The sequence below is a fragment of the Angustibacter speluncae genome (genome assembly GCF_054777815.1).
The window spans coordinates 40,892-58,326 of sequence record NZ_BAAHAF010000072.1 but is presented as its reverse complement, the minus strand read 5'-3'; the positions used below and the strand labels follow the sequence as shown (position 1 = coordinate 58,326).

Sequence of the window (17,435 nt, the reverse complement as noted above, 5' to 3'; positions counted from 1 at the left end):
ACGCTATCCAAATGTCGGAGGTGGTCGGGGTGGACGGGTTCACGCCGCTGGTGGCCGGGCACGCGACGGCCGCGACGCTCGCGATGGTGCTCGGCGCGGTGAACGTGGTGCGGCGCCGTCGCGGCGACGCGGCCCACAAGCTGATCGGTCGGGTCTGGGTGGTCGCCATGTACCTCACGGCCGGGTCGAGCTTCTGGATCCAGGACCTGCGGCCGGGCAGCTTCTCGTGGATCCACGGGCTCAGCGTCCTCACGCTGGTCACGCTCACCCTGGGCTTGTGGCGCATCCGTCGCGGCGACGTGCGCTCGCACGCCGCCAACATGATCGGCACCTACCTCGGGCTGCTCGGCGCGTTCGTCGGCGTGGTGGCCGTCCCGACCCGGTTGATCCCCAGCGCCTTCCAGCAGGACTGGCTCGGCATGGCGGTGGTCACCGCGGCGATCGTCGCCGCGGGCCTCGCGTTCACCTGGCTGGTGACCCGGCTGCTGCCGGCCGGGCTACCGTCCGGGGGTGACCGGTCCCGCCTTCGCGCGCCCGCCCTGCCCGTGCGGGACGGGTGAGCCGTACGACTCCTGCTGCGGGCCGCTGCACCTCGGTGCCGAGCAGGCGGGCGACCCGGAGCGGCTGATGCGCTCGCGGTACGCGGCGTACGCGGTCGGTGACGCGTCGTACCTGGTGCGCACCTGGCACCCGCGCACGCGTCCGGCCGAGCTCGAGCTCGACCCGGCGACGGTGTGGACCGGGCTGGACGTGCACGGGTCCGGGGAGGACTGGGTCGCGTTCACCGCGTCGTGGACGCAGGACGGGGTGCCGGGGACGCTGCACGAGCGCAGCCGGTTCGCGGTGCGCGGTGGCCGCTGGCTCTACGTCGACGGCGCGGCGTCCGCGGGCTGACCCGGGCGGACAGCGTCCTTGCGGCGCACGTAGAGCTGCTTGCGCACCCGCGCGACGACCTCGCCCGCGTCGTCGACGACCTCGGTCTCGAACCAGACCAGGGCCTTGCCACCCTCCCGGGTCGGCGTGGTCAGCGCCTCGACCTGCTCGTCGGTGAGGTCGAAGCGCGCGTGCACGGTGCCGCGTCCGGGTCGGACGAACTCGATCTCGCCGGCCTTGTCCCACACCAGGTACTCCCGGCCGAGCACGTTCATCGCGAGCAGCATCCAGAACGGGTCGACCATCGCGAACAGCGACCCGCCGAACTGGGTGCCGACGTAGTTCGAGTTCCACCGGGTCAGGCGCAGGCGCACGCGCGCGTGCCGCCAGTCGTCGGAGATCGCGACCACCCGGATGCCGGCGAACAGGTACGGCGGCCACAGGCTCATCAGCCGCGCCAGGCGGGCCGGGGGCAGCGAGCGCTTCACCCGGCCATGGTCGCAGCCGGACGGCCACGGTCGCCGTGCACCCGCACGCCGTTGCGACCGGCGCGCTTGACCTCGTAGAGGGCCGCGTCGGCGCGGTCGACCAGGCGCAGGACGAGGTCCTGCGCGCCGTCCGGGTGGCCGTCGCCCACGACGACGGGGACGGGCGAGGCGCACGCGCCGCCGACGCTGACGGTGACGGACGGCCGGGTGGGCGCCTCCTCGACCGCGGCCCGCAGCCGCTCGCCGACGACGAGCAGGGTGCCCGGGTCGTCGCACCGCAGCAGCACGCACAGCTCCTCGCCGCCGAGGCGCGCCACGACGTCACCGGGACGGCAGGCGTCCCGGACGGCTGCGGCGACCTGCTGCAGGACCCGGTCGCCCGCCACGTGGCCGTGCACGTCGTTCACCTGCTTGAACCGGTCGACGTCGACCACCAGCACACCGATCGCCGCTGTGTCGGCCCGAGCGCCGGCCACCAGGTCGCGGGCCGCCTCGGCCAGGCCCCGGCGGTTCAGCAGGCCGGTGAGGGCGTCGGTGCGCGACATCGTCCGGGCGTGCTCGACGGCGGCCTCGGCGCGGGTGCGGAAGGTGAACAGGATCGCCGCGGGCACGCCGGACAGCAGCACGACGGCGGTGACCGTGAGCGCGAGCCCGGTGCCGCCGTAGCCCTGACCCACCATGAGCACGCCGAAGGCGACGCCGCCGGCGGCGGTGAGGGCGACCACCTCGCGGGCCGGCAGGTAGGCGGCGGCCGAGACCAGCACCAGCACGACCGTCACCGCGCAGGCTGCCAGCACCCCGAGGTGGTCGGTGCTGGTGCCGAGGACGGGCACCATGACGAGGGCCTCGACGCACTGGGCCCACAGGCTGACCCGCCCCACCCGCCCGGTGGCGAGCGCCAGCGCGGCGAAGGCCAGGAAGCTGAGGCAGCACAGCTGCACCCACAGCGCCCGCTCGGGCCGGAACACCCCGGCGTCGAGCAGCACCAGCAGGATCACCGGGCAGCCGAGGCCGAGCGAGACGCTCTGCCAGGCGAGCGGCTCCCACCGGGGCAGCGACCCGCGCCACCGGTCGCGACGCCGGGACGCCGCTGCCGGCGCCACGGGGCTCAGGGCGCGCACGTGCACAGGAGGAGCATCGGTGCGTCCCGCTGGTTGCTTGACGCCGTGTGACCGCAGCCGCCCGACCGGAGCAGCGGCGGCCGGGGCGTCACCCCTGCGGCGCGGCCTCGCGCAGCGCCGAGAGCACGTCGGGCGCAGCCTCGTCGAGGAAGCGCTGCTGCCCCTCGTCACCCACCTGCACCAGCGCGATGTCGGTGAACCCGGCCTCCCAGTAGGGCTTCACGGCCTCGACGATCGCGTCGACGTCGGGCCCGCACGGGATGGAGTCGGCGACGTCGTCCGGCCGGACGAACTGGCTGGCGGCCGCGAAGCCGGCCGGCGTCGGCAGGTCGGCGTTGACCGCCCAGCCGCCCCCGAACCAGCGGAACTGCTCGTGCGCGCGCCGCACGGCGGTGTCGCGGTCGGGGTCCCAGCTGATCGGGATCTGCCCGATGGCGCGCCGCGGGGTGTCGCCCTGCGCCTGCTTCCACGAGTCGATCAGGTCGCTGTCCGGCTCGACCGCGATGAGGTGGTCGGCCAGCGGCGAGAACCGCTCGACCGACTTCTTCCCCGAGACGGCCACGCCGATCGGGACGCCGGCCTCCGGGGCCTCCCACACGCGGGCGCCGTCGACGCGGAACCACTCGCCGTCGTAGGTGACGAGCTCGCCGGTGAGCAGCTCGCGGATGATCTCGACGGCCTCCTGCAGCATCGCCTGGCGCTGGTCGACCGGCGGCCACCCCTCGCCCACCACGTGCTCGTTCAGGTTCTCGCCGGCGCCGAGACCGAGGGTGAACCGGCCCTGCGACAGCTGCTGCACGGTCGCGGCCTTCTGCGCCACGACCGCCGGGTGGTACCGGATCGTCGGGCAGGTCACGTAGGTCATCAGCTCGACCCGTTCGGTCACCTGCGCGACGGCTCCCAGCAGCGTCCAGGCGTAGGGCGCGTGCCCCTGCTCGGTGAGCCACGGCGAGTAGTGGTCGCTGCTCACCTCGAAGTCGAAGCCGACCTGCTCGGCCTGCTGCGCGTAGCGCACGAGGTCGCGGACGCCGCTCTGCTCGGTCATCAGGGTGTACCCGAAGCTCGTCATCCTCCGACGGTGGCACGCGGTCGGTGCGCCTGCTCGTCGAAACCCGGGCAGCGAAACCCGTTGCGGTCTCGGGATGCGCGGTCCTGCCTGGCGGGTGACGCTGGGTGGACACGAGGAGGTGGCCGATGACGACGTCGTTCCGCAAGGGGGACAAGGTCGAGTGGGACAGCCACGGCGGTACGGCCGTGGGGGTGGTGGAGCGCAGGATCACCTCGCGCACCGAGGCGGGCGGCCGCACGGTCGACGCCTCCGAGGACGAACCGCAGTACCTCGTCCGCAGCGAGAAGAGCGGTGGCACCGCGGTGCACAAGCCGTCGGCGCTGCGCAAGCACTCGTCCTGAACCGTTGCAGCAGAGAGGATCCGCGATGACCCATCACGACGAACGAGCAGAGCACATGGAGAAGGTGCGCTCGATCATGCAGGGCGTGCGCACCTGCATGCTGACGACGGTCGCCGCCGACGGCACGCTGCACGCGCACCCGATGACGACCCAGGAGGCGGAGTTCGACGGCGACGCCTGGTTCCTGCTGGGTGCCACGTCCGAGACCGCGACGAATGCGCGCGAGCGTCCCCGCGTGAACGTGTCGTACTCGGGCGACTCGGGGTGGGTCTCGCTGGCCGGCACGGCCGAGCTCTCGACCGACCCGCAGCGCAAGAAGGAGCTGTGGAACCGGTTCGTGGAGGCCTGGTTCCCCGAGGGCCAGGACGACCCGTCCGTGCAGGTCATGCGCGTGCGGGCCGAGTCGGCGCAGTACTGGGACAGCCCCGGCAAGGTGTCGATGATGGTGTCGATGCTGACCTCGAGCGTGACCAAGAACCCGCCCCGCACCGGGGAGTCCGAGACCGTCGACCTCACGTCGACGCAGGAAGGAGCCCGCCGGTGAGCGGACGACTGGACGGCAAGAAGGTGGCCTTCGCGGTGGCCCAGGAGGGCATCGAGCAGGTCGAGCTGACCGAGCCGTGGAAGGCGGTGCAGGAGGCCGGCGGCACGCCGGTGCTGCTGGCGCCCGAGAGCGGGTCGGTGCAGGCCTTCGACCACCTCGACAAGGCCGACACCTTCGACGTCGACGCGACCTTCGGCGACGCGTCGGTCGACGACTACGACGCGCTGGTGCTGCCGGGCGGCGTCGCCAACCCGGACGCGCTGCGCACGGAGGAGGCGGCGGTCGCCTTCATCAAGGGCTTCGTCGAGTCCGGCAAGACCGTCGCCGCGATCTGCCACGCACCGTGGACGCTGGTCGAGGCCGACGTCGTCCGCGGCAAGCGGCTCACGTCGTGGCCGAGCCTGCAGACCGACCTGCGCAACGCCGGCGCCGAGTGGGTCGACGAGGAGGTCGTCGTCGACGGCAACCTCGTGACCAGCCGCAAGCCCGACGACATCCCCGCGTTCTCGCGGGCGCTGGTCGAGGCGGTCGCCACCGCCTGAGCCACAACGGTTCTCAGCCGTCGCGCGGCTCGGGCAGACGCATGCCCGGGCCGCCGACGTGCGTCCCGCGCAGGGTGCCGCGACCGCGCGGCTCCTCCCACTCCTCCTGCCGCCCGAGGACGGTGAGGTCGAGGTAGGGGTAGCCGTTGTGGAACTCCTCCAGACCGCGTCCGTAGGTCGAGTAGGTGTGGAAGACCTCGTCGCCGACCCGCAGGAAGGCGCTGAGCCCGGGCAGCTCGGAGCCGCGCAGCTCGGCGGTCCAGGGCCCGCCGGTCCACGGGACGCCGTCGGCCGCCAGCTCCTCGGGCGTCCTCAGGTGCAGCAGCACCGGCGCGACGCGGTCGTCGAGCGTGGCGTGGAAGTCGTAGTTGAAGGTGCTGCCGTGGGAGGAGTACCAGGGGAACGTCCAGCCCATCCGGTCGCGGAACGCGGCGAGCTTCGCGTACGACGCCCGCGACACCGCGACCAGCGTGGTGTCGCGCTGGTGCAGGCGGCCGAGTCCTGCGATGCCCTCGGCGGCCGACGAGCAGCTCGCGCACGCGGCGTCCCACTCCGGCGCGAACATGAAGTGGTGCACGACCAGCTGCCGGCGTCCCTCGAACAGGTCGAGCAGGCCGACCCGCCCGGCTGGTCCCTCGAGCTCGTACGGCTCCTCGACCCGCACCATCGGCAGCTGCCGGCGGCGGCTGTTCAGCCGGTCGCGGGCGCGGGTGAGCGCCTTCTCGTCCGCGAGCAGCTCGCGGCGGGCGGCGAGCCACTGCTCGCGGGTGACGACGGGCGGCAGCGCGCCGGTGGTCGTGGTCATCGTGGTCCTCCGGGTCTCGGCGCGAGGTGTCAGCGCAGCGTGTCGTGCAGGCGGGCGAGCGGGCCGTCCCAGTCGCGGGCGAGGGCGGCGAGGAACTGCTGGGCGACCCGCATCGGCGCCGAGTCGAGCCGGTAGCGGACGCGACGTCCCTCGCCGGGCTCGGCGACGACCAGACCGGTCTCGGCCAGCAGGGCGAGGTGCTTGGCGACGGCCTGCCGCGTGATCGGCAGCCGTCCGGCCAGGTCGGTGGCGGTCGCCGGGCCCCGGGCGGCGAGCTCGGCGAGGATGCCGCGCCGGGTGGGGTCGGCCAGGGCGGTGAAGACGTCCTGCGCGACCAGCTCGGGGTCAGGCCGCGTCATCGAGGTAGGCGACCAGCTCGCCGAGCTCGTGCGTCCAACCGCGCTCGTTGCCCTCGAACGCGGGGCCGTGCAGGTCGGCGTCGTCGACCTGCGCGAAGCCCTGCTCCACCACGGTGAGCGTGGTGCCGGTGGCGGTCGCTTCGAGCGTGAAGGTGACGGTGGTGCGGCGCGGGTCGTCGTCCGGCAGGCCGGAGATGCCCCACGTCCAGGCCAGCAGGTGCGGGGGCTCGATCCGCTGGACGACCAGGGTCGCGGTGTCGCCGCTGCTCTCCCAGGCCAGCCGGATCTCGCCGCCCACCTGCAGGTCGACCTCGGCGCGCTCGCCGAACCAGGTGCCGAGCCCCTCGGCGGTGGTGAGCGCCGCCCACACCTGCTCGACCGGACGGTGCAGCTCGAGCCTGCGCTCGATCGTGTCGGGGAACGCCATGACGCCTCCTGGGTCGCAACTGATCGGTTGCGACCGACGTTAGAGCAACCGATCGGTTGCGTCAAGGTCACGGCGGCTGCGTACCCGAGTCGTCCGGCATCCGGCGACGAGACCCCCTCCTGCGCACCGACTCCCGGACGATTCGGTGCCCGGGGCGCCATTCCCTCGGCGGCTCCTGGGTCAGGCGGTGAAGCGCGACACCAGCGCCGAGAGCCGCTCACCCATCCGGGCCAGCTCGGCGGTCGCGAGGCGCGCCTCCTCGATGCCGGTCGACGACGCCTCGGCCGACGCGGCCACGGTGCTGATGCTGGAGGTGATCGACCGGCTGCCGCCCGCGACCTCGTCGGTGGAGCGCGACATCTCGGCGGCCACCGCGGTCTGCTCCTCGACGGCGCCCGCGATCGACGCCGAGACGGCGCTGACCCGGTCGACCACCTCGGAGATCCGCGCGATCGCGGCGACGGCGGCGTCCGTCTCGAGCTGGATCTGCTCGATCCGGCGCGACACGTCGGACGTGGCGCGCGCCGTCTCCTGCGCGAGCTCCTTCACCTCACCCGCGACCACCGCGAACCCGCGCCCCGCCTCGCCGGCGCGCGCCGCCTCGATGGTCGCGTTGAGCGCGAGCAGGTTGGTCTGCGAGGCGATGCTCTCGATGACGGCGACCACGCCGCCGATCTCCTGGCCGGCCTCGCCGAGCCGGCGGACGGTACCCCCGGCCTCCTCGGCGAGGTGGACGGCGGACGACGTCACCTCCGCGGCCTCGCCTGCGCTGCGGGCGATCTCGTCGATCGAGGCGCGCAGCTGACCGGCGCCCTGGGAGAAGCTCTCGACGGTGGCGCTGATCTGCTCCGAGGCGCCGGCGACGGTGCCGGCCTGGGTCGAGGTGTCCTGCGCCGCGCCGGCGATGCGGTCGGTGGTCGCCGACAGCTGCTCGGTGGCGGCAGCCAGCGTGCTCGCCGACTCCGCGACGTCGCGCACCGTCGTGGCGACGTCGGCCACGAACGCGTTGAACAGGCGCGCGATCTCGGCGAGGTCGTCCTGGCCGTCCTCGTCCAGCCGCGCCGTCAGGTCGCCGTCACCCTCGGCGATGGCCTGGAGCCGGAGACGCAGGTGCCGCAACGGGATCCGGATCGAGCGGCTCAGCATGATCACCCACGGCGCGCACAGCGCGATGATCGTGAGCGCGACGACCAGCGTCGTGGTGACGGCGCCGCGGGAGGCGCGGCTCGCGGCCGCCATCGCCTCGGCGCGGTGCTCCTCGAGCGCGTCCGCGAACTCGTCGAGCTGCGCCGACGCGGCCTGGTACTGCTCGAGCCCCTGGCGCAGCACGAGCCGGTCGCCCGCGACCCGGTCGGCCTCGCTGTCGGTGAGGTAGAGCGCGACGGCCTGCTGGTCGAGGGCGAGCAGCTCGTCGGTGCTCGCGCGGGCGGCCGTGAGCGAGGTCGTGTTGTCACCGAGGCCGGCCGCCGTCTCCTCGAGCGCGCCCAGCGCCTCCTGCGTGGCGGCCGCGGCGTCCAGGAACGCGGCCCGGGCCGGCGAGCCGTCGCGGGCGCCGAGCGCGCCGCGCAGCGACACGTCGAAGGCGTAGCCGGTCTGGCGGCCGTGCAGGTCGGCGAGCAGGTAGCGCGCCTCGAGCGTGCGGGCGTGCACGTCCTGCACCCGCGCCGCCTCGTCCTGGGCGCGCGAGGCCTTGGTGCCCGCGGTGATCGACAGGCCGGCCAGCACGAGCAGCGTCACCAGCGCGGCGACGGCGAGCGTGATGATGCGGGCGGCGACGCTGAACCGTCGCAGTACGGCCATGGGGTGGTCTCCGACCTCGGTCCGGGGGCACGGGCTACCCAGTCCCATCGGCCGGATCGGCCCGGACGTGAGGGGTCGGGCGGTGCCGTGGTCCGATCGGGGGTCTTGACCCGGCATTGCGTCAGTGGCAACTTACCGTTCGTGACGACTGACGGATCGGACGCAGCGCTCGCTGCGCTCGGCGACCGCACCCGGCGCGAGCTGGTCGACCGGCTGAGTGCCGGGCCGCTGTCCGTCGGCGAGCTGGCGGCGACCGTCGCCGTCACACGGCCTGCGGTCTCGCAGCACCTGCGGGTGCTGCGAGACGCCGGGCTGGTGAGCGAGCGCGCCGAGGGGACGCGCCGCATCTACCGCCTCGAGCCGCTGGCGCTCGCGGCGCTGCGCGACCAGCTCGACACCTTCTGGCGGCGGGCGCTCGACGCGTACGGCACGGCGGTCGACGCCGCCGACCCGACCGAGGACACGAGGAGCGCGTGATGGACGAGCAGGACCCGACCCGCCTGGTGCGGACGACGGTCGTGGACGCGCCGGTCGAGCAGGCCTTCTGGGTGTTCGTGGACCGCTTCGACCAGGTGAAGCCGCGTGAGCACAACCTGCTCGGCTCGCCGCTGGTGGCGACGACCTTCGAAGCACGCGTCGGCGGCACGCTGCACGACCGCGCCGAGGACGGCAGCGAGTGCCACTGGGGTCGGGTGCTCGTGTTCGACCCGCCGCACCGCGTCGTCTTCACGTGGGACATCGGCCCGACCTGGCAGCTCGTCGACGACCCGGCGCGGGCCAGCGAGGTCGAGGTCACCTTCGCCCAGCTCGACGACGGCCGCACCCGGCTGCGACTGGAGCACCGGCACCTCGACCGGCACGGTCCGGGCTGGGAGGGTGTCGCGTCCGGCGTCGGCGAGGACGGCGGCTGGCCGCTCTACCTCGACCGGTACGCGGCACTCGTGCCGGCTGCGACGTGAGCGCGCCGGCGTCCGACCTGCTCGCTGCGGCGCAGGCCGAGCGCACCTCGCTCGCCGTGGTGCTCGGTTCGCTGGCGCCGCACGAGTGGGACCTGCCCACGCCGTGCGACGGGTGGACCGTCCGCGACGTCGCCGTCCACGTCGTCAGCTACGACGACCTGCCCACGGCCCGTGCGGTGCTCGAGATCGTGCGCGGCCTCGGCTCGGTCGGCCGCGCGAACGCCCGCGCCCTCGCGCGCTGGGACGGCGCCGGCCCGGCCGAGGTCGTCGACGCCTATCGGACGCGGTCGCGTCCACGTGGGCTGACCGCCGTGGCCGGAGGGCGGATCGGGTTCCTGGACGGGGTGATCCACCACCAGGACGTCCGCCGGGCGGTCGGCCGGCCGCGCACCGTCCCGGCCGACCGGCTGCTCGCGGCGCTCGGTGCCGTGCAGGGGGCGCCGGTGCTGCCCGCCCGCCGGCTGGTGCGGGGGCTGCGGCTCGTCGCGACCGACGTCCCGTGGTCGTCCGGCGACGGGCCCGAGGTGCGCGGCCCGGGCGAAGCGCTGCTGCTCACCGCGGCCGGGCGCGACGTGGCGGTCGGTGAGCTCGACGGACCCGGTGCGTCCGAGCTGGTCGAGCGGGTCGCGGCGCACCGCGACGCGGCCCGGCGATGACGCACCTGCGTGCCACCCGCCGCGAGGACCTGACCCGCGTGCTCGAGGTGTACGCGCAGGGCATCGCGACCGGTGACGCGACGTTCGAGACCGAGCTGCCCGACCCGGGCGCCCTGTGGGAGCGGTGGCTGCCCGGCCACGCCTGGGTCGCCGAGCTCGACGGGCGCGTGGTCGGGTGGGCGGCGCTGACGCCCACGTCGACGCGCGCCTGCTACGCCGGCGTGGCCGAGTCGACGGTGTACGTCGACGAGGCCGTGCGCGGACGCGGGGTCGGTCGGGACCTGCTGCGGCACACCGTCGTCCACGCCGACACCGGGGGCATCTGGACGCTGCAGGCGTCGGTCTTCCCCGAGAACGGCGCCAGCCTCGCGCTGCACCACGCCCTGGGCTTCCGCACGGTCGGCGTGCGCGAGCGGATCGCGCGGCTGCACGGCACCTGGCGCGACACCGTCCTGCTGGAGCGGCGCCGCGCGGGCGACTGACGGTCGGGCCGGGGGCGACCGGGGAAGGTCCGGCACCTGGGGGTGGATCCGGATCCTCCCCGGTGCTCGACGGCAGCGCGCTTGACCCCGCCCCTGCGTCATGGTCGTGACTGGGGGACGTGAACCGCGTCTCCGGGGCCTACCTCGCGTCGTACCTGCTGTCCGTGCTCGGCAACTCGGTGGCGGGCGTCGCGCTGCCGCTGATCGTGCTGCAGGTGACCGGCAGCGCGCTCGGCGCCGGCATCGTGGCGGCGGCCACCGCCGTCCCGGCCGTGCTCGCGGGCCTGCTGATGGGCGTCGTGATCGACAGGATCAACCGCCGCACGTCGTCGGTGGTCACCGACCTCGTCTCGGCCGCGTCCGTCGCCGCCCTGCCCGTGGTCGACCTGCTGTGGGGTCTCGACCTCGGCTGGTTCGTGCTGCTCGGCGTGATCGGGTCGCTCGGCGACGTGCCCGGCCTGACGGCGAGGGACGCCCTCCTACCGGCGGTCGTGCGCCACGGCGGTCTGGACGCCCAGCGGCTGACGGGCGTCCGGGAGGCGCTGGCCGCGATCGCGCTGCTGGTCGGTCCGGCCGCGGCCGGGGTGCTGATGGTGGTGCTCGACGGCTCCGCGGTGCTGTGGGTCACCGCCGCGACCTCGCTGGTGGCGGCGCTGTTGACGCTCGCCGTCCCGCACCGGGTCGGGGCCGTCGTCCGCGCCGACGACGCCGGGCCGGCCGCTCCCGCGAACGGGCTCGCCGAGCTGCGGGAGGGCTGGCGGGTGCTGCTCGGCAGCCGCTTCCTGCTCGTGACGACGGCGCTGAGCCTCGCCTCGGTAGTGGTGCTCGCGTCGCTGCAGGGGCTGGTGCTGCCGGTGTACTTCACGCTGGCGGGTGAGCCCGGGATGCTCGGCTTCGTGCTGAGCGCGCTCGCCGGCGGCATGCTCGTCGGCGCCGGGGTGGCCGCGGTCGCGGGGTCGCGCGGTCGTCGTCGCACCTGGTTCGTGGCCGGGCTCGTGGGCAGCACGGTCGGTTTCGCCGCGGTCGGCTCGCTGGCGTCGGTGTGGGTCGTCCTGACCGGTGCCTTCGTCGTCGGCCTGTCCGGAGGCGCCTTCGGTACGTTGCTCGGGGTGCTGATGATCGAGCGCATCCCGGAGCACGTGCGAGGGCGGGTCATGGGGACGCAGAACGCGCTGCTGACGGCGGCACCGCCGGTGGGCATCGTCGCCGCGGCCGTGCTCACCGAGTACCTCGACGTGCGCGTGGCGGCAGCGGCGCTCACCGCGGTGTGGCTCGTCGCCCTCGTCGTCGGGCTGGTCTCGCGCTCGCTGCGCGACCTCGAGCCGGCGGCCGGCGCCGCGCCGCCGGTGGTGACGGCGGATGCGTAGCGGCGAGCTGGCCCGCCTCGCCGGCGTCACCGTGCGGGCGCTGCGGCACTACCACCGGGTCGGCGTCCTGGCCGAGCCCGAGCGCAGGAGCAACGGGTACCGCGAGTACGACGTGCACGACCTCGTCCGCGTGCTGCGGATCCGGCGGCTCGCCGCGCTCGGCGTCCCGCTCGAGACCGTGCGCGGTCTGCTCGACGACGACGGCGGGGCGGACGACGTGCTCGACGATCTGGACGCCGAGCTGGCCCGCCAGATCGAGCGACTCACCACGCAGCGTCGGGTGGTCGCGGCGCTGCGCGCGCACGGTGCCGCCCCGGACCTGCCACCCGAGCTGGCGCCGTTCTTCGCGGTCTACGCCGGGGCCGACCTGCCGCCCGAGCAGCTGCAGCTCGACCGCGACCAGTCGGTGCTGCTCGCGCACTTCGCCGGTGAGGACGGCATGGCGCACCTGTCCGACTTCTACGCGCGGCTCAGCGACCCGGCCGTCGTCCCGGACGTCACCGAGGTCGTCGCGCGGTTCGGCCGGCTCGGCCCGGCCAGCACCGACGAGGAGGTGGGCGAGCTGGTCGAGCGCTTCCTGGCGACGTTCACCGCGGTGATCGACGAGTTCGAGGCGTCCGGCGCCGCCGTCGACCTCGGCGCCGCGGCGGGCGTGATGGCGGAGTACACGAGCGAGGTGCTGAACGAGCAGCAGCGCCGGTTCCTGCAGGAGGTCGAGGCCCGGCTGGGCGGCAGCGGCGAGGCGTCCGCAGGCTGATCCGCGCTCCGGGGAGGGGCACTGGACGAGGCGTTCTGGCACGGCACACGTGGTGCGATGCCACTCCGGTGACACTTCCGTCACTGAACTGGCGAAACGGACGAGGTCGGAGCGGGTGACGAGAATCGAACTCGCACTGTCAGCTTGGGAAGCTGATGTTCTGCCATTGAACTACACCCGCGTGCTCCTGCCGGGGCGGGAGCGGTCGCCAGCATAACGGACCGGCGGGACGCCTCAGCGCGGCGTCGAGGACCACCCGCCGCCGCGGCGGGCCGCCCGCTTCGCCCTGGCCTTCTCGGCGGTCGCGCGCACCCGGTGCAGCACGGCCCGCTCGGCTCGGGCCGCGACCGGGATGTCGAGGGCGAGTACCTGGAGCCCGACGAAGATCGTCAGCAGGCCCGGGCCGGGCAGCACCAGCATGGCGACGCCGGCGAGCACGAGGAACGCGCCGGCGAGCAGGCGCACCGGGCGCGGCACGTGCCGGGCGGTGCGGCGGAACCAGGAGTCCTCGTGCGGCGGGGCGGGCGGCGCCTGCGGCGGCGCGGCCGTCCAGCCGGGCGAGGTCACCGGCGGCGGCCGGTCCGCTCGGCGCCCACGCGGGCGAGCGCCACGGGTGCGAGGGCGCACGCGGCCAGCAGCAGCGTCCCCAGCGTGATCGCGATGAGGGTCAGCACGAGGTCCTCCCGGTGGTCGTGGTGGGTGTTCGGTCCCACCCGGTCAACGGATGCCTCGCGGGCCCGGTTCCCCCGCCGCCGCCCGGTAGCCTGCGCGGGTGCTGCTCTCCGACCGCGACATCCGCGCCGAGCTCGAGTCCGGACGCGTCGTGCTCGAGCCCTACGACCCGCAGATGATCCAGCCGTCGAGCGTCGACGTGCGCATCGACCGGCTGTTCCGGCTCTTCGACAACCACAAGTACTCCGTGATCGACCCCGCGGAGGAGCAGCCCGAGCTGACCCGCCTGATCGAGGTCGAGCGCGGCGAGGCGTTCGTGCTGCACCCGGGCGAGTTCGTGCTGGCGTCCACCTACGAGGTCGTGACGCTGCCGGACGACGTCGCGGCCCGGCTCGAGGGCAAGTCCAGCCTCGGACGCCTCGGGCTCATCACCCACTCGACCGCCGGCTTCATCGACCCCGGTTTCTCCGGGCACGTGACGCTCGAGCTGGCGAACGTCGCGACCTTGCCGATCAAGCTGTGGCCGGGCATGAAGATCGGCCAGCTCTGCTTCTTCCGGCTCTCCTCGGCCGCCGAGCATCCCTACGGCAGCGAGCGGTACGGCTCCCGGTACCTCGGCCAGCGCGGGCCCACGGCCAGCCGGTCCTTCCAGTCCTTCCACCAGGCCGACGTCTTCGGCTGAGCCGTGGGTGCCGTGCGGGTCGGCCACGAGCTCTGGCTGCCGGCGGGCACCGGGGTCGACGTCGTCGCCCGCCTGGTGCGGCACCGGTACCCGTCGGCGACCGCGACCTCCGACGGCGACCTGGCCCTGACCCGGCACTCGGTGCTGCGCGGTGACGAGACGCGCGGCCACCTGGTCCTGACCGCGGACACGCTGCGCGAGCGCGGCGACGCCCCGTGGCCCGGGCAGGTCGACCGGGTCGGCTGGTACCGCGTCTTCCCCGACGGCGTGCCCGACCGGGAGGAGCGCCGCGTGCTCGACCTGCTGGTGGGCCTCGCCCGGCGGCTCGGCGGGTCGCTCGTGCTCGACGCCGCGGACGGCCGCGGCACCAGCCTCGCCGTCGACCCCGTCGGCACGCTCGACCTGCGGGTGCTGTCGGACGTCGCGCTCGACCCGCACCAGGTGCTCGCCGCCGCGCAGCAGGTCGAGCCGTTCGCCCGGCTGGCGATGGACGGCGTCGCCTTCGAGCCGCACCCGCCGTCCGAGCACGACCTGCCCGACCTCGTGCGGGCGATGGACCCGGCCGCGCGGGCCGAGGTGGAGGCGTTCTCGCGCTGGGCCGACGAGCAGGCGCTCGCCGCGCCCGACCTGCTCGACGCCTTCGCCGTCGAGGTGCCGCTCGACCCGGCGCTCGGGACGGTCGTGGTCGAGGCGCACGCCGAGGACGACCTGCCGCCGCCCGTCCGCGACCGCGGGTGGTCCGACGCGTGCGCCTACGAGGTCCGCTGGCTGCCGGTCGACCCGCTGCAGGCCGAGACCGACCTGCCGGACGAGGCGTTCCGCGCCGCGCGCACCGCGGTGCGGCCGCGGCTGCGAGCCGTCGCCCGCGCTGTCGCCGAGCTCGCGCCGGGTGAGGTGCTCGACGCCGACGGGTTCCCGGTCGACCGCTGGAGCCTGTGACTCAGCGGACGACGAACGCCGTGCCGGTCGAGCCGCGCAGGGCGTCGCCGACGACGGTGCAGCGTCCGCCGGCGCAGGCGACGGCCTGGGCGATGGCGTCCTCGTGCGGCCAGGTCGGTGACACGTCGGCCGCGGACCAGCCCGAGGCGGAACGGGTCGCGACGAGGGGCTGCGCGCCGTAGCCGGTGGCCACGCAGGTGGTCGCGTCGACGCAGCTGACGTCGGTGAGCGAGGCGCCCGGGACGGCCGGGCCGCCGTCCGTGCCCCAGGACCCGGCGGCCCAGCGGCGCACGAGCGGGCCGGGTCCGGTGACGGGGTCGAAGGTGGTGCCCACGGCCGAGCAGGTGGTGCTCGTCCCGCAGTCGACCGCCTGGACGACGGCGACCTGGTCGGTGCCCACGCCGGCGTCCGCGAGCTGCCAGGCGGCACCCGAGACGGAGCGTCCGAGCAGGGTGGCCGTGGTCTGCTCGGCGTCGGCGCGCGAGTGGGACACCGCGAGCACGCAGGTCGTGGTCGTCGGGCACGCGACCACCGGCTGGTGCACGAACCCACTCGCCGGGGCCGAGAAGCCGGTGGTGGTGGTCGTCCACGCGCCGCCGGCGTACCGGGCCGTCAGGAGCCGCGGCTCGCCGGCGGTGGTGCGGTACCGGCCGACCGCGGTGCACGAGTCGGCGGCGGCGCAGTCGACGTCGGTGAGCTCGAGGCCGGACGCCACGTCGGCCGGGGTCGGGACGGCGGGCTGGGTCCACGTCCCGGAGGCGAGGTGCTCGGCGAGCAGGCGGGTGGCGCCGCCCGCGTCGGTGTAGCTGCCGACCAGCACGCACGCCCCGCCCGCGGTGCAGTCGACGTCGGCGGGGACGGGTGCGCGACCGCCGGCCGGGACGGTGACCGTCCGCGCGGCGCCCCACGTCCCGGCGGTGCGGACGGAGGTGAAGGCGTCCGGCGCCGAGCCGCCCAGCGTGGAGGCGACCAGGCAGAGCCCGGTGCCGCACGCGACCGACCAGGCCGACGAGGGCGTCGACGCGGGGACGCCCGCGGGCAGCGCCAGCCGGGTGGCGCGGGTGGTGTCGCCGTCGACCTCGACGGCGACCGCCTGCGACACGGCGTCCCACGAGGCGGGCGCCGCGGTCGCCGCCGCGACGCAGCTCGTCGCGGACGAGCACGCGACGTCGTGCACCTGCGAGGCGCCCGGGACGGCGGTCGTCACCCAGCTGCCCTGGCCGCGGCCCGGGCGCACGTGCGCGGCGACGTCGGCGAGCAGGTGGACCGGCGACGCCGACCCGTTGAACAACGCGACCCGGCCGCCCGTGCCGACCTTCACCACGACCGTGTTCGGTGTGGTCTGGCCCGGCAGGTAGTTCAGGTTCGAGGCGGTCGGGCGGGTGGTGCCGTCCGGGTACGCGGTGAGGTAGCCGCCGGCGGCGGGCGTGACCGCGGTGACGGTGAGCACCACGGCCGCGACGTCGGTGGCGGGGACGCCGCCGCGCCCGGTCACCTGCAGCACGAGCGTCCCCATCGCCGGGACCGCGCCGGTGCCGTCGCGGGTGTCGAGCAGCCGGGCGGGGTCGACGGCGGTGAGGCCGCCGGGTGCCGTGACGTCGCCGGCGAGCACGTAGCCCGCCACGTCGACGAGCAGGTGGGTGGCGCCGGGGGAGCCGTTGAACAGCGAGATCCGGCCGCTCGCACCGACCTTGACGACGGCGCTGCCGGCGGTGGTGCGTCCGGGCAGGTAGTTGACGTTCGACGTCGTCGGCCGCGCGGTGCCCTGCGGGTAGGCGGTCAGGTAGCCGCCGGTCCCCGGCGCGACCGCGGTGACGTTCAGCAGCACCGCGGCCACACCGGCGGGCACGTCGCCGTGGCCGGCCACCTGCACGTCGAGGGTCCCGAGCGCGGGAACCGCTGCGGCGGTGCGGGTGTCGACCAGTCGGGACGGCGCGAGCGCCACCACCGACCCGGGCGCCGTCGCGGTGCCGCCCACGACGTAGCCCGCGACGTCGACGAGCAGGTGGGTGCTGCCGGGGGAGCCGTTGAACAGCGCGACCGCGCCTCCGTCGCCGACCTTGACGACCACCGTGTTCGGCGTCGCCTGGCCCGGCAGGTAGTTGAGGTTCGACGCGGTCGGCCGCGCGGTGCCCGCGGGGTAGGCGGTCAGGTAGCCGCCCGCCGACGGCGCCACCGCGGTGACGTTGAGCACGACCGCCGCCACGTCGGCGGCGGGCACGCCGGCCCGACCGGTGACCTGCAGCGTGCGCGTCCCCATCGCCGGGACGGCCGAGGTCGTCCGGGTGTCGAGCAGCCGCGCCGGGGCCAGCGACACCACGCCGCCCGGGCCGACGGCGTCGCCGGCACCGGCCTCGGCCGACGCCGTCCCGGCAGGCACCAGGCCGGCGAGCGCGACGAGCACGGCCGCGCAGGCGGCGAGGAGGGGGCGCGGGACGTTCACGGCGGCTCCGGACGGTCGGGTCGCGCGCAGGGTGCGCGCACTCGTCCATCGGCAGGACGCGCCCGCACTTGCGCGCGATCACGCGAGCGGGTGCAGGCCGTCACCGTGG

At 75.0% G+C, this 17,435-nt stretch carries 23 protein-coding genes and 1 tRNA gene; 13 read left to right on the top strand and 11 right to left on the bottom strand.

Annotation, left to right across the window (positions count from 1 at the left end; translation table 11 throughout):
* Positions 1-11 precede the first annotated feature (11 nt).
* Together ACYVKY_RS08465 and ACYVKY_RS08460 are read left to right on the top strand one after the other, a co-directional pair.
* On the top strand, positions 12-560 hold the full coding sequence (locus ACYVKY_RS08465; protein WP_460434528.1) for a DUF2306 domain-containing protein: 549 nt from the start codon (positions 12-14) through the stop codon (positions 558-560).
* Entirely contained in the window at positions 511-894 is a 384-nt protein-coding gene (locus tag ACYVKY_RS08460; protein WP_460434527.1) for a YchJ family protein, read from the top strand. The genes ACYVKY_RS08465 and ACYVKY_RS08460 overlap by 50 nt, the downstream gene beginning before the upstream one ends.
* On the opposite strand, the gene ACYVKY_RS08455 is transcribed toward ACYVKY_RS08460, so the two are convergent.
* The 3 genes from ACYVKY_RS08455 to ACYVKY_RS08445 all read right to left on the bottom strand — a co-directional run bounded on the left by ACYVKY_RS08455 (position 864) and on the right by ACYVKY_RS08445 (position 3,551).
* Positions 864-1,322 carry a DUF4442 domain-containing protein gene (locus ACYVKY_RS08455; protein ID WP_460434594.1) on the bottom strand — a complete coding sequence of 153 codons (459 nt, stop codon included), beginning with the start codon at positions 1,320-1,322 and terminating at the stop codon, positions 864-866. The genes ACYVKY_RS08460 and ACYVKY_RS08455 overlap by 31 nt on opposite strands.
* 35 nt (positions 1,323-1,357) lie before the next feature.
* A complete protein-coding gene (locus ACYVKY_RS08450; RefSeq protein ID WP_460434526.1) occupies positions 1,358-2,488 on the bottom strand; it encodes a GGDEF domain-containing protein in 1,131 nt (376 codons plus the stop codon).
* Positions 2,489-2,570: 82 nt separating this feature from the next.
* A complete protein-coding gene (locus ACYVKY_RS08445) occupies positions 2,571-3,551 on the bottom strand; it encodes an LLM class oxidoreductase (RefSeq protein WP_460434525.1) in 981 nt (326 codons plus the stop codon).
* A 125-nt stretch (positions 3,552-3,676) separates the two neighbouring features.
* On the opposite strand from ACYVKY_RS08445, the gene ACYVKY_RS08440 reads away from it, so the two are divergent.
* The 3 genes from ACYVKY_RS08440 to ACYVKY_RS08430 are packed head-to-tail and all read left to right on the top strand — an operon-like array spanning position 3,677 to position 4,978.
* Complete coding sequence (locus tag ACYVKY_RS08440) at positions 3,677-3,892, top strand: hypervirulence associated TUDOR domain-containing protein (protein ID WP_460434524.1); 216 nt, start codon at positions 3,677-3,679, stop codon at positions 3,890-3,892.
* A 25-nt stretch (positions 3,893-3,917) separates the two neighbouring features.
* Positions 3,918-4,436 carry a pyridoxamine 5'-phosphate oxidase family protein gene (locus ACYVKY_RS08435; RefSeq protein ID WP_460434523.1) on the top strand — a complete coding sequence of 173 codons (519 nt, stop codon included), beginning with the start codon at positions 3,918-3,920 and terminating at the stop codon, positions 4,434-4,436.
* Positions 4,433-4,978, top strand: coding sequence for a type 1 glutamine amidotransferase domain-containing protein (locus ACYVKY_RS08430; protein ID WP_460434522.1), 546 nt, complete (start codon positions 4,433-4,435; stop codon positions 4,976-4,978). The genes ACYVKY_RS08435 and ACYVKY_RS08430 overlap by 4 nt, the downstream gene beginning before the upstream one ends.
* Before the next feature lie 13 nt (positions 4,979-4,991).
* Here the strand turns inward: ACYVKY_RS08430 and ACYVKY_RS08425 are convergent, their stop codons facing one another.
* From ACYVKY_RS08425 to ACYVKY_RS08410, 4 genes are all read right to left on the bottom strand, one after another.
* Positions 4,992-5,783: a DUF899 domain-containing protein gene (locus ACYVKY_RS08425; protein WP_460434521.1), complete on the bottom strand. Its 792-nt coding sequence runs from the start codon at positions 5,781-5,783 to the stop codon at positions 4,992-4,994.
* 29 nt (positions 5,784-5,812) lie between these two features.
* On the bottom strand, positions 5,813-6,142 hold the full coding sequence (locus ACYVKY_RS08420; protein ID WP_460434520.1) for an ArsR/SmtB family transcription factor: 330 nt from the start codon (positions 6,140-6,142) through the stop codon (positions 5,813-5,815).
* Positions 6,129-6,569 carry an SRPBCC family protein gene (locus ACYVKY_RS08415; RefSeq protein WP_460434519.1) on the bottom strand — a complete coding sequence of 147 codons (441 nt, stop codon included), beginning with the start codon at positions 6,567-6,569 and terminating at the stop codon, positions 6,129-6,131. Before ACYVKY_RS08415 ends, ACYVKY_RS08420 begins: the two co-directional genes overlap by 14 nt.
* Positions 6,570-6,749: 180 nt before the next feature.
* Positions 6,750-8,369, bottom strand: a complete 1,620-nt coding sequence (locus tag ACYVKY_RS08410; RefSeq protein ID WP_460434518.1) for a methyl-accepting chemotaxis protein — start codon at positions 8,367-8,369, stop codon at positions 6,750-6,752.
* Between the two features lie 141 nt (positions 8,370-8,510).
* On the opposite strand from ACYVKY_RS08410, the gene ACYVKY_RS08405 reads away from it, so the two are divergent.
* The 6 genes from ACYVKY_RS08405 (at position 8,511) to ACYVKY_RS08380 (ending at position 12,590) form a co-directional block, all read left to right on the top strand.
* Entirely contained in the window at positions 8,511-8,846 is a 336-nt protein-coding gene (locus tag ACYVKY_RS08405) for an ArsR/SmtB family transcription factor (protein ID WP_460434517.1), read from the top strand.
* Positions 8,846-9,328 (top strand): SRPBCC family protein, encoded by a 483-nt coding sequence (locus ACYVKY_RS08400; RefSeq protein ID WP_460434516.1) that lies wholly within the window; start codon positions 8,846-8,848, stop codon positions 9,326-9,328. Before ACYVKY_RS08405 ends, ACYVKY_RS08400 begins: the two co-directional genes overlap by 1 nt.
* Positions 9,325-9,984: a maleylpyruvate isomerase family mycothiol-dependent enzyme gene (locus ACYVKY_RS08395; protein ID WP_460434515.1), complete on the top strand. Its 660-nt coding sequence runs from the start codon at positions 9,325-9,327 to the stop codon at positions 9,982-9,984. Before ACYVKY_RS08400 ends, ACYVKY_RS08395 begins: the two co-directional genes overlap by 4 nt.
* Positions 9,981-10,466, top strand: a complete 486-nt coding sequence (locus ACYVKY_RS08390; RefSeq protein WP_460434514.1) for a GNAT family N-acetyltransferase — start codon at positions 9,981-9,983, stop codon at positions 10,464-10,466. The genes ACYVKY_RS08395 and ACYVKY_RS08390 overlap by 4 nt, the downstream gene beginning before the upstream one ends.
* Before the next feature lie 119 nt (positions 10,467-10,585).
* Positions 10,586-11,833, top strand: coding sequence for an MFS transporter (locus ACYVKY_RS08385; protein WP_460434513.1), 1,248 nt, complete (start codon positions 10,586-10,588; stop codon positions 11,831-11,833).
* Positions 11,826-12,590: a MerR family transcriptional regulator gene (locus ACYVKY_RS08380; protein ID WP_460434512.1), complete on the top strand. Its 765-nt coding sequence runs from the start codon at positions 11,826-11,828 to the stop codon at positions 12,588-12,590. Before ACYVKY_RS08385 ends, ACYVKY_RS08380 begins: the two co-directional genes overlap by 8 nt.
* Positions 12,591-12,700: 110 nt before the next feature.
* On the opposite strand, the gene ACYVKY_RS08375 is transcribed toward ACYVKY_RS08380, so the two are convergent.
* The 3 genes from ACYVKY_RS08375 to ACYVKY_RS08365 form a co-directional block, all read right to left on the bottom strand.
* Positions 12,701-12,771 (bottom strand) — tRNA-Gly (locus ACYVKY_RS08375).
* 53 nt (positions 12,772-12,824) lie between these two features.
* A complete protein-coding gene (locus tag ACYVKY_RS08370; protein WP_460434511.1) occupies positions 12,825-13,157 on the bottom strand; it encodes a PGPGW domain-containing protein in 333 nt (110 codons plus the stop codon).
* Entirely contained in the window at positions 13,154-13,303 is a 150-nt protein-coding gene (locus ACYVKY_RS08365; protein WP_460434510.1) for a hypothetical protein, read from the bottom strand. Before ACYVKY_RS08365 ends, ACYVKY_RS08370 begins: the two co-directional genes overlap by 4 nt.
* Positions 13,304-13,362: 59 nt before the next feature.
* On the opposite strand from ACYVKY_RS08365, the gene dcd reads away from it, so the two are divergent.
* Both dcd and ACYVKY_RS08355 read left to right on the top strand, forming a co-directional pair.
* Complete coding sequence (gene dcd, locus ACYVKY_RS08360) at positions 13,363-13,944, top strand: dCTP deaminase (protein ID WP_460434509.1); 582 nt, start codon at positions 13,363-13,365, stop codon at positions 13,942-13,944.
* Positions 13,945-13,947: 3 nt separating this feature from the next.
* Positions 13,948-14,883, top strand: coding sequence for a hypothetical protein (locus ACYVKY_RS08355; protein WP_460434508.1), 936 nt, complete (start codon positions 13,948-13,950; stop codon positions 14,881-14,883).
* 1 nt (position 14,884) lies between these two features.
* Here ACYVKY_RS08355 and ACYVKY_RS08350 read toward each other — a convergent pair whose 3' ends face one another.
* Positions 14,885-17,326: a hypothetical protein gene (locus ACYVKY_RS08350; RefSeq protein WP_460434507.1), complete on the bottom strand. Its 2,442-nt coding sequence runs from the start codon at positions 17,324-17,326 to the stop codon at positions 14,885-14,887.
* Positions 17,327-17,435 lie beyond the last annotated feature (109 nt).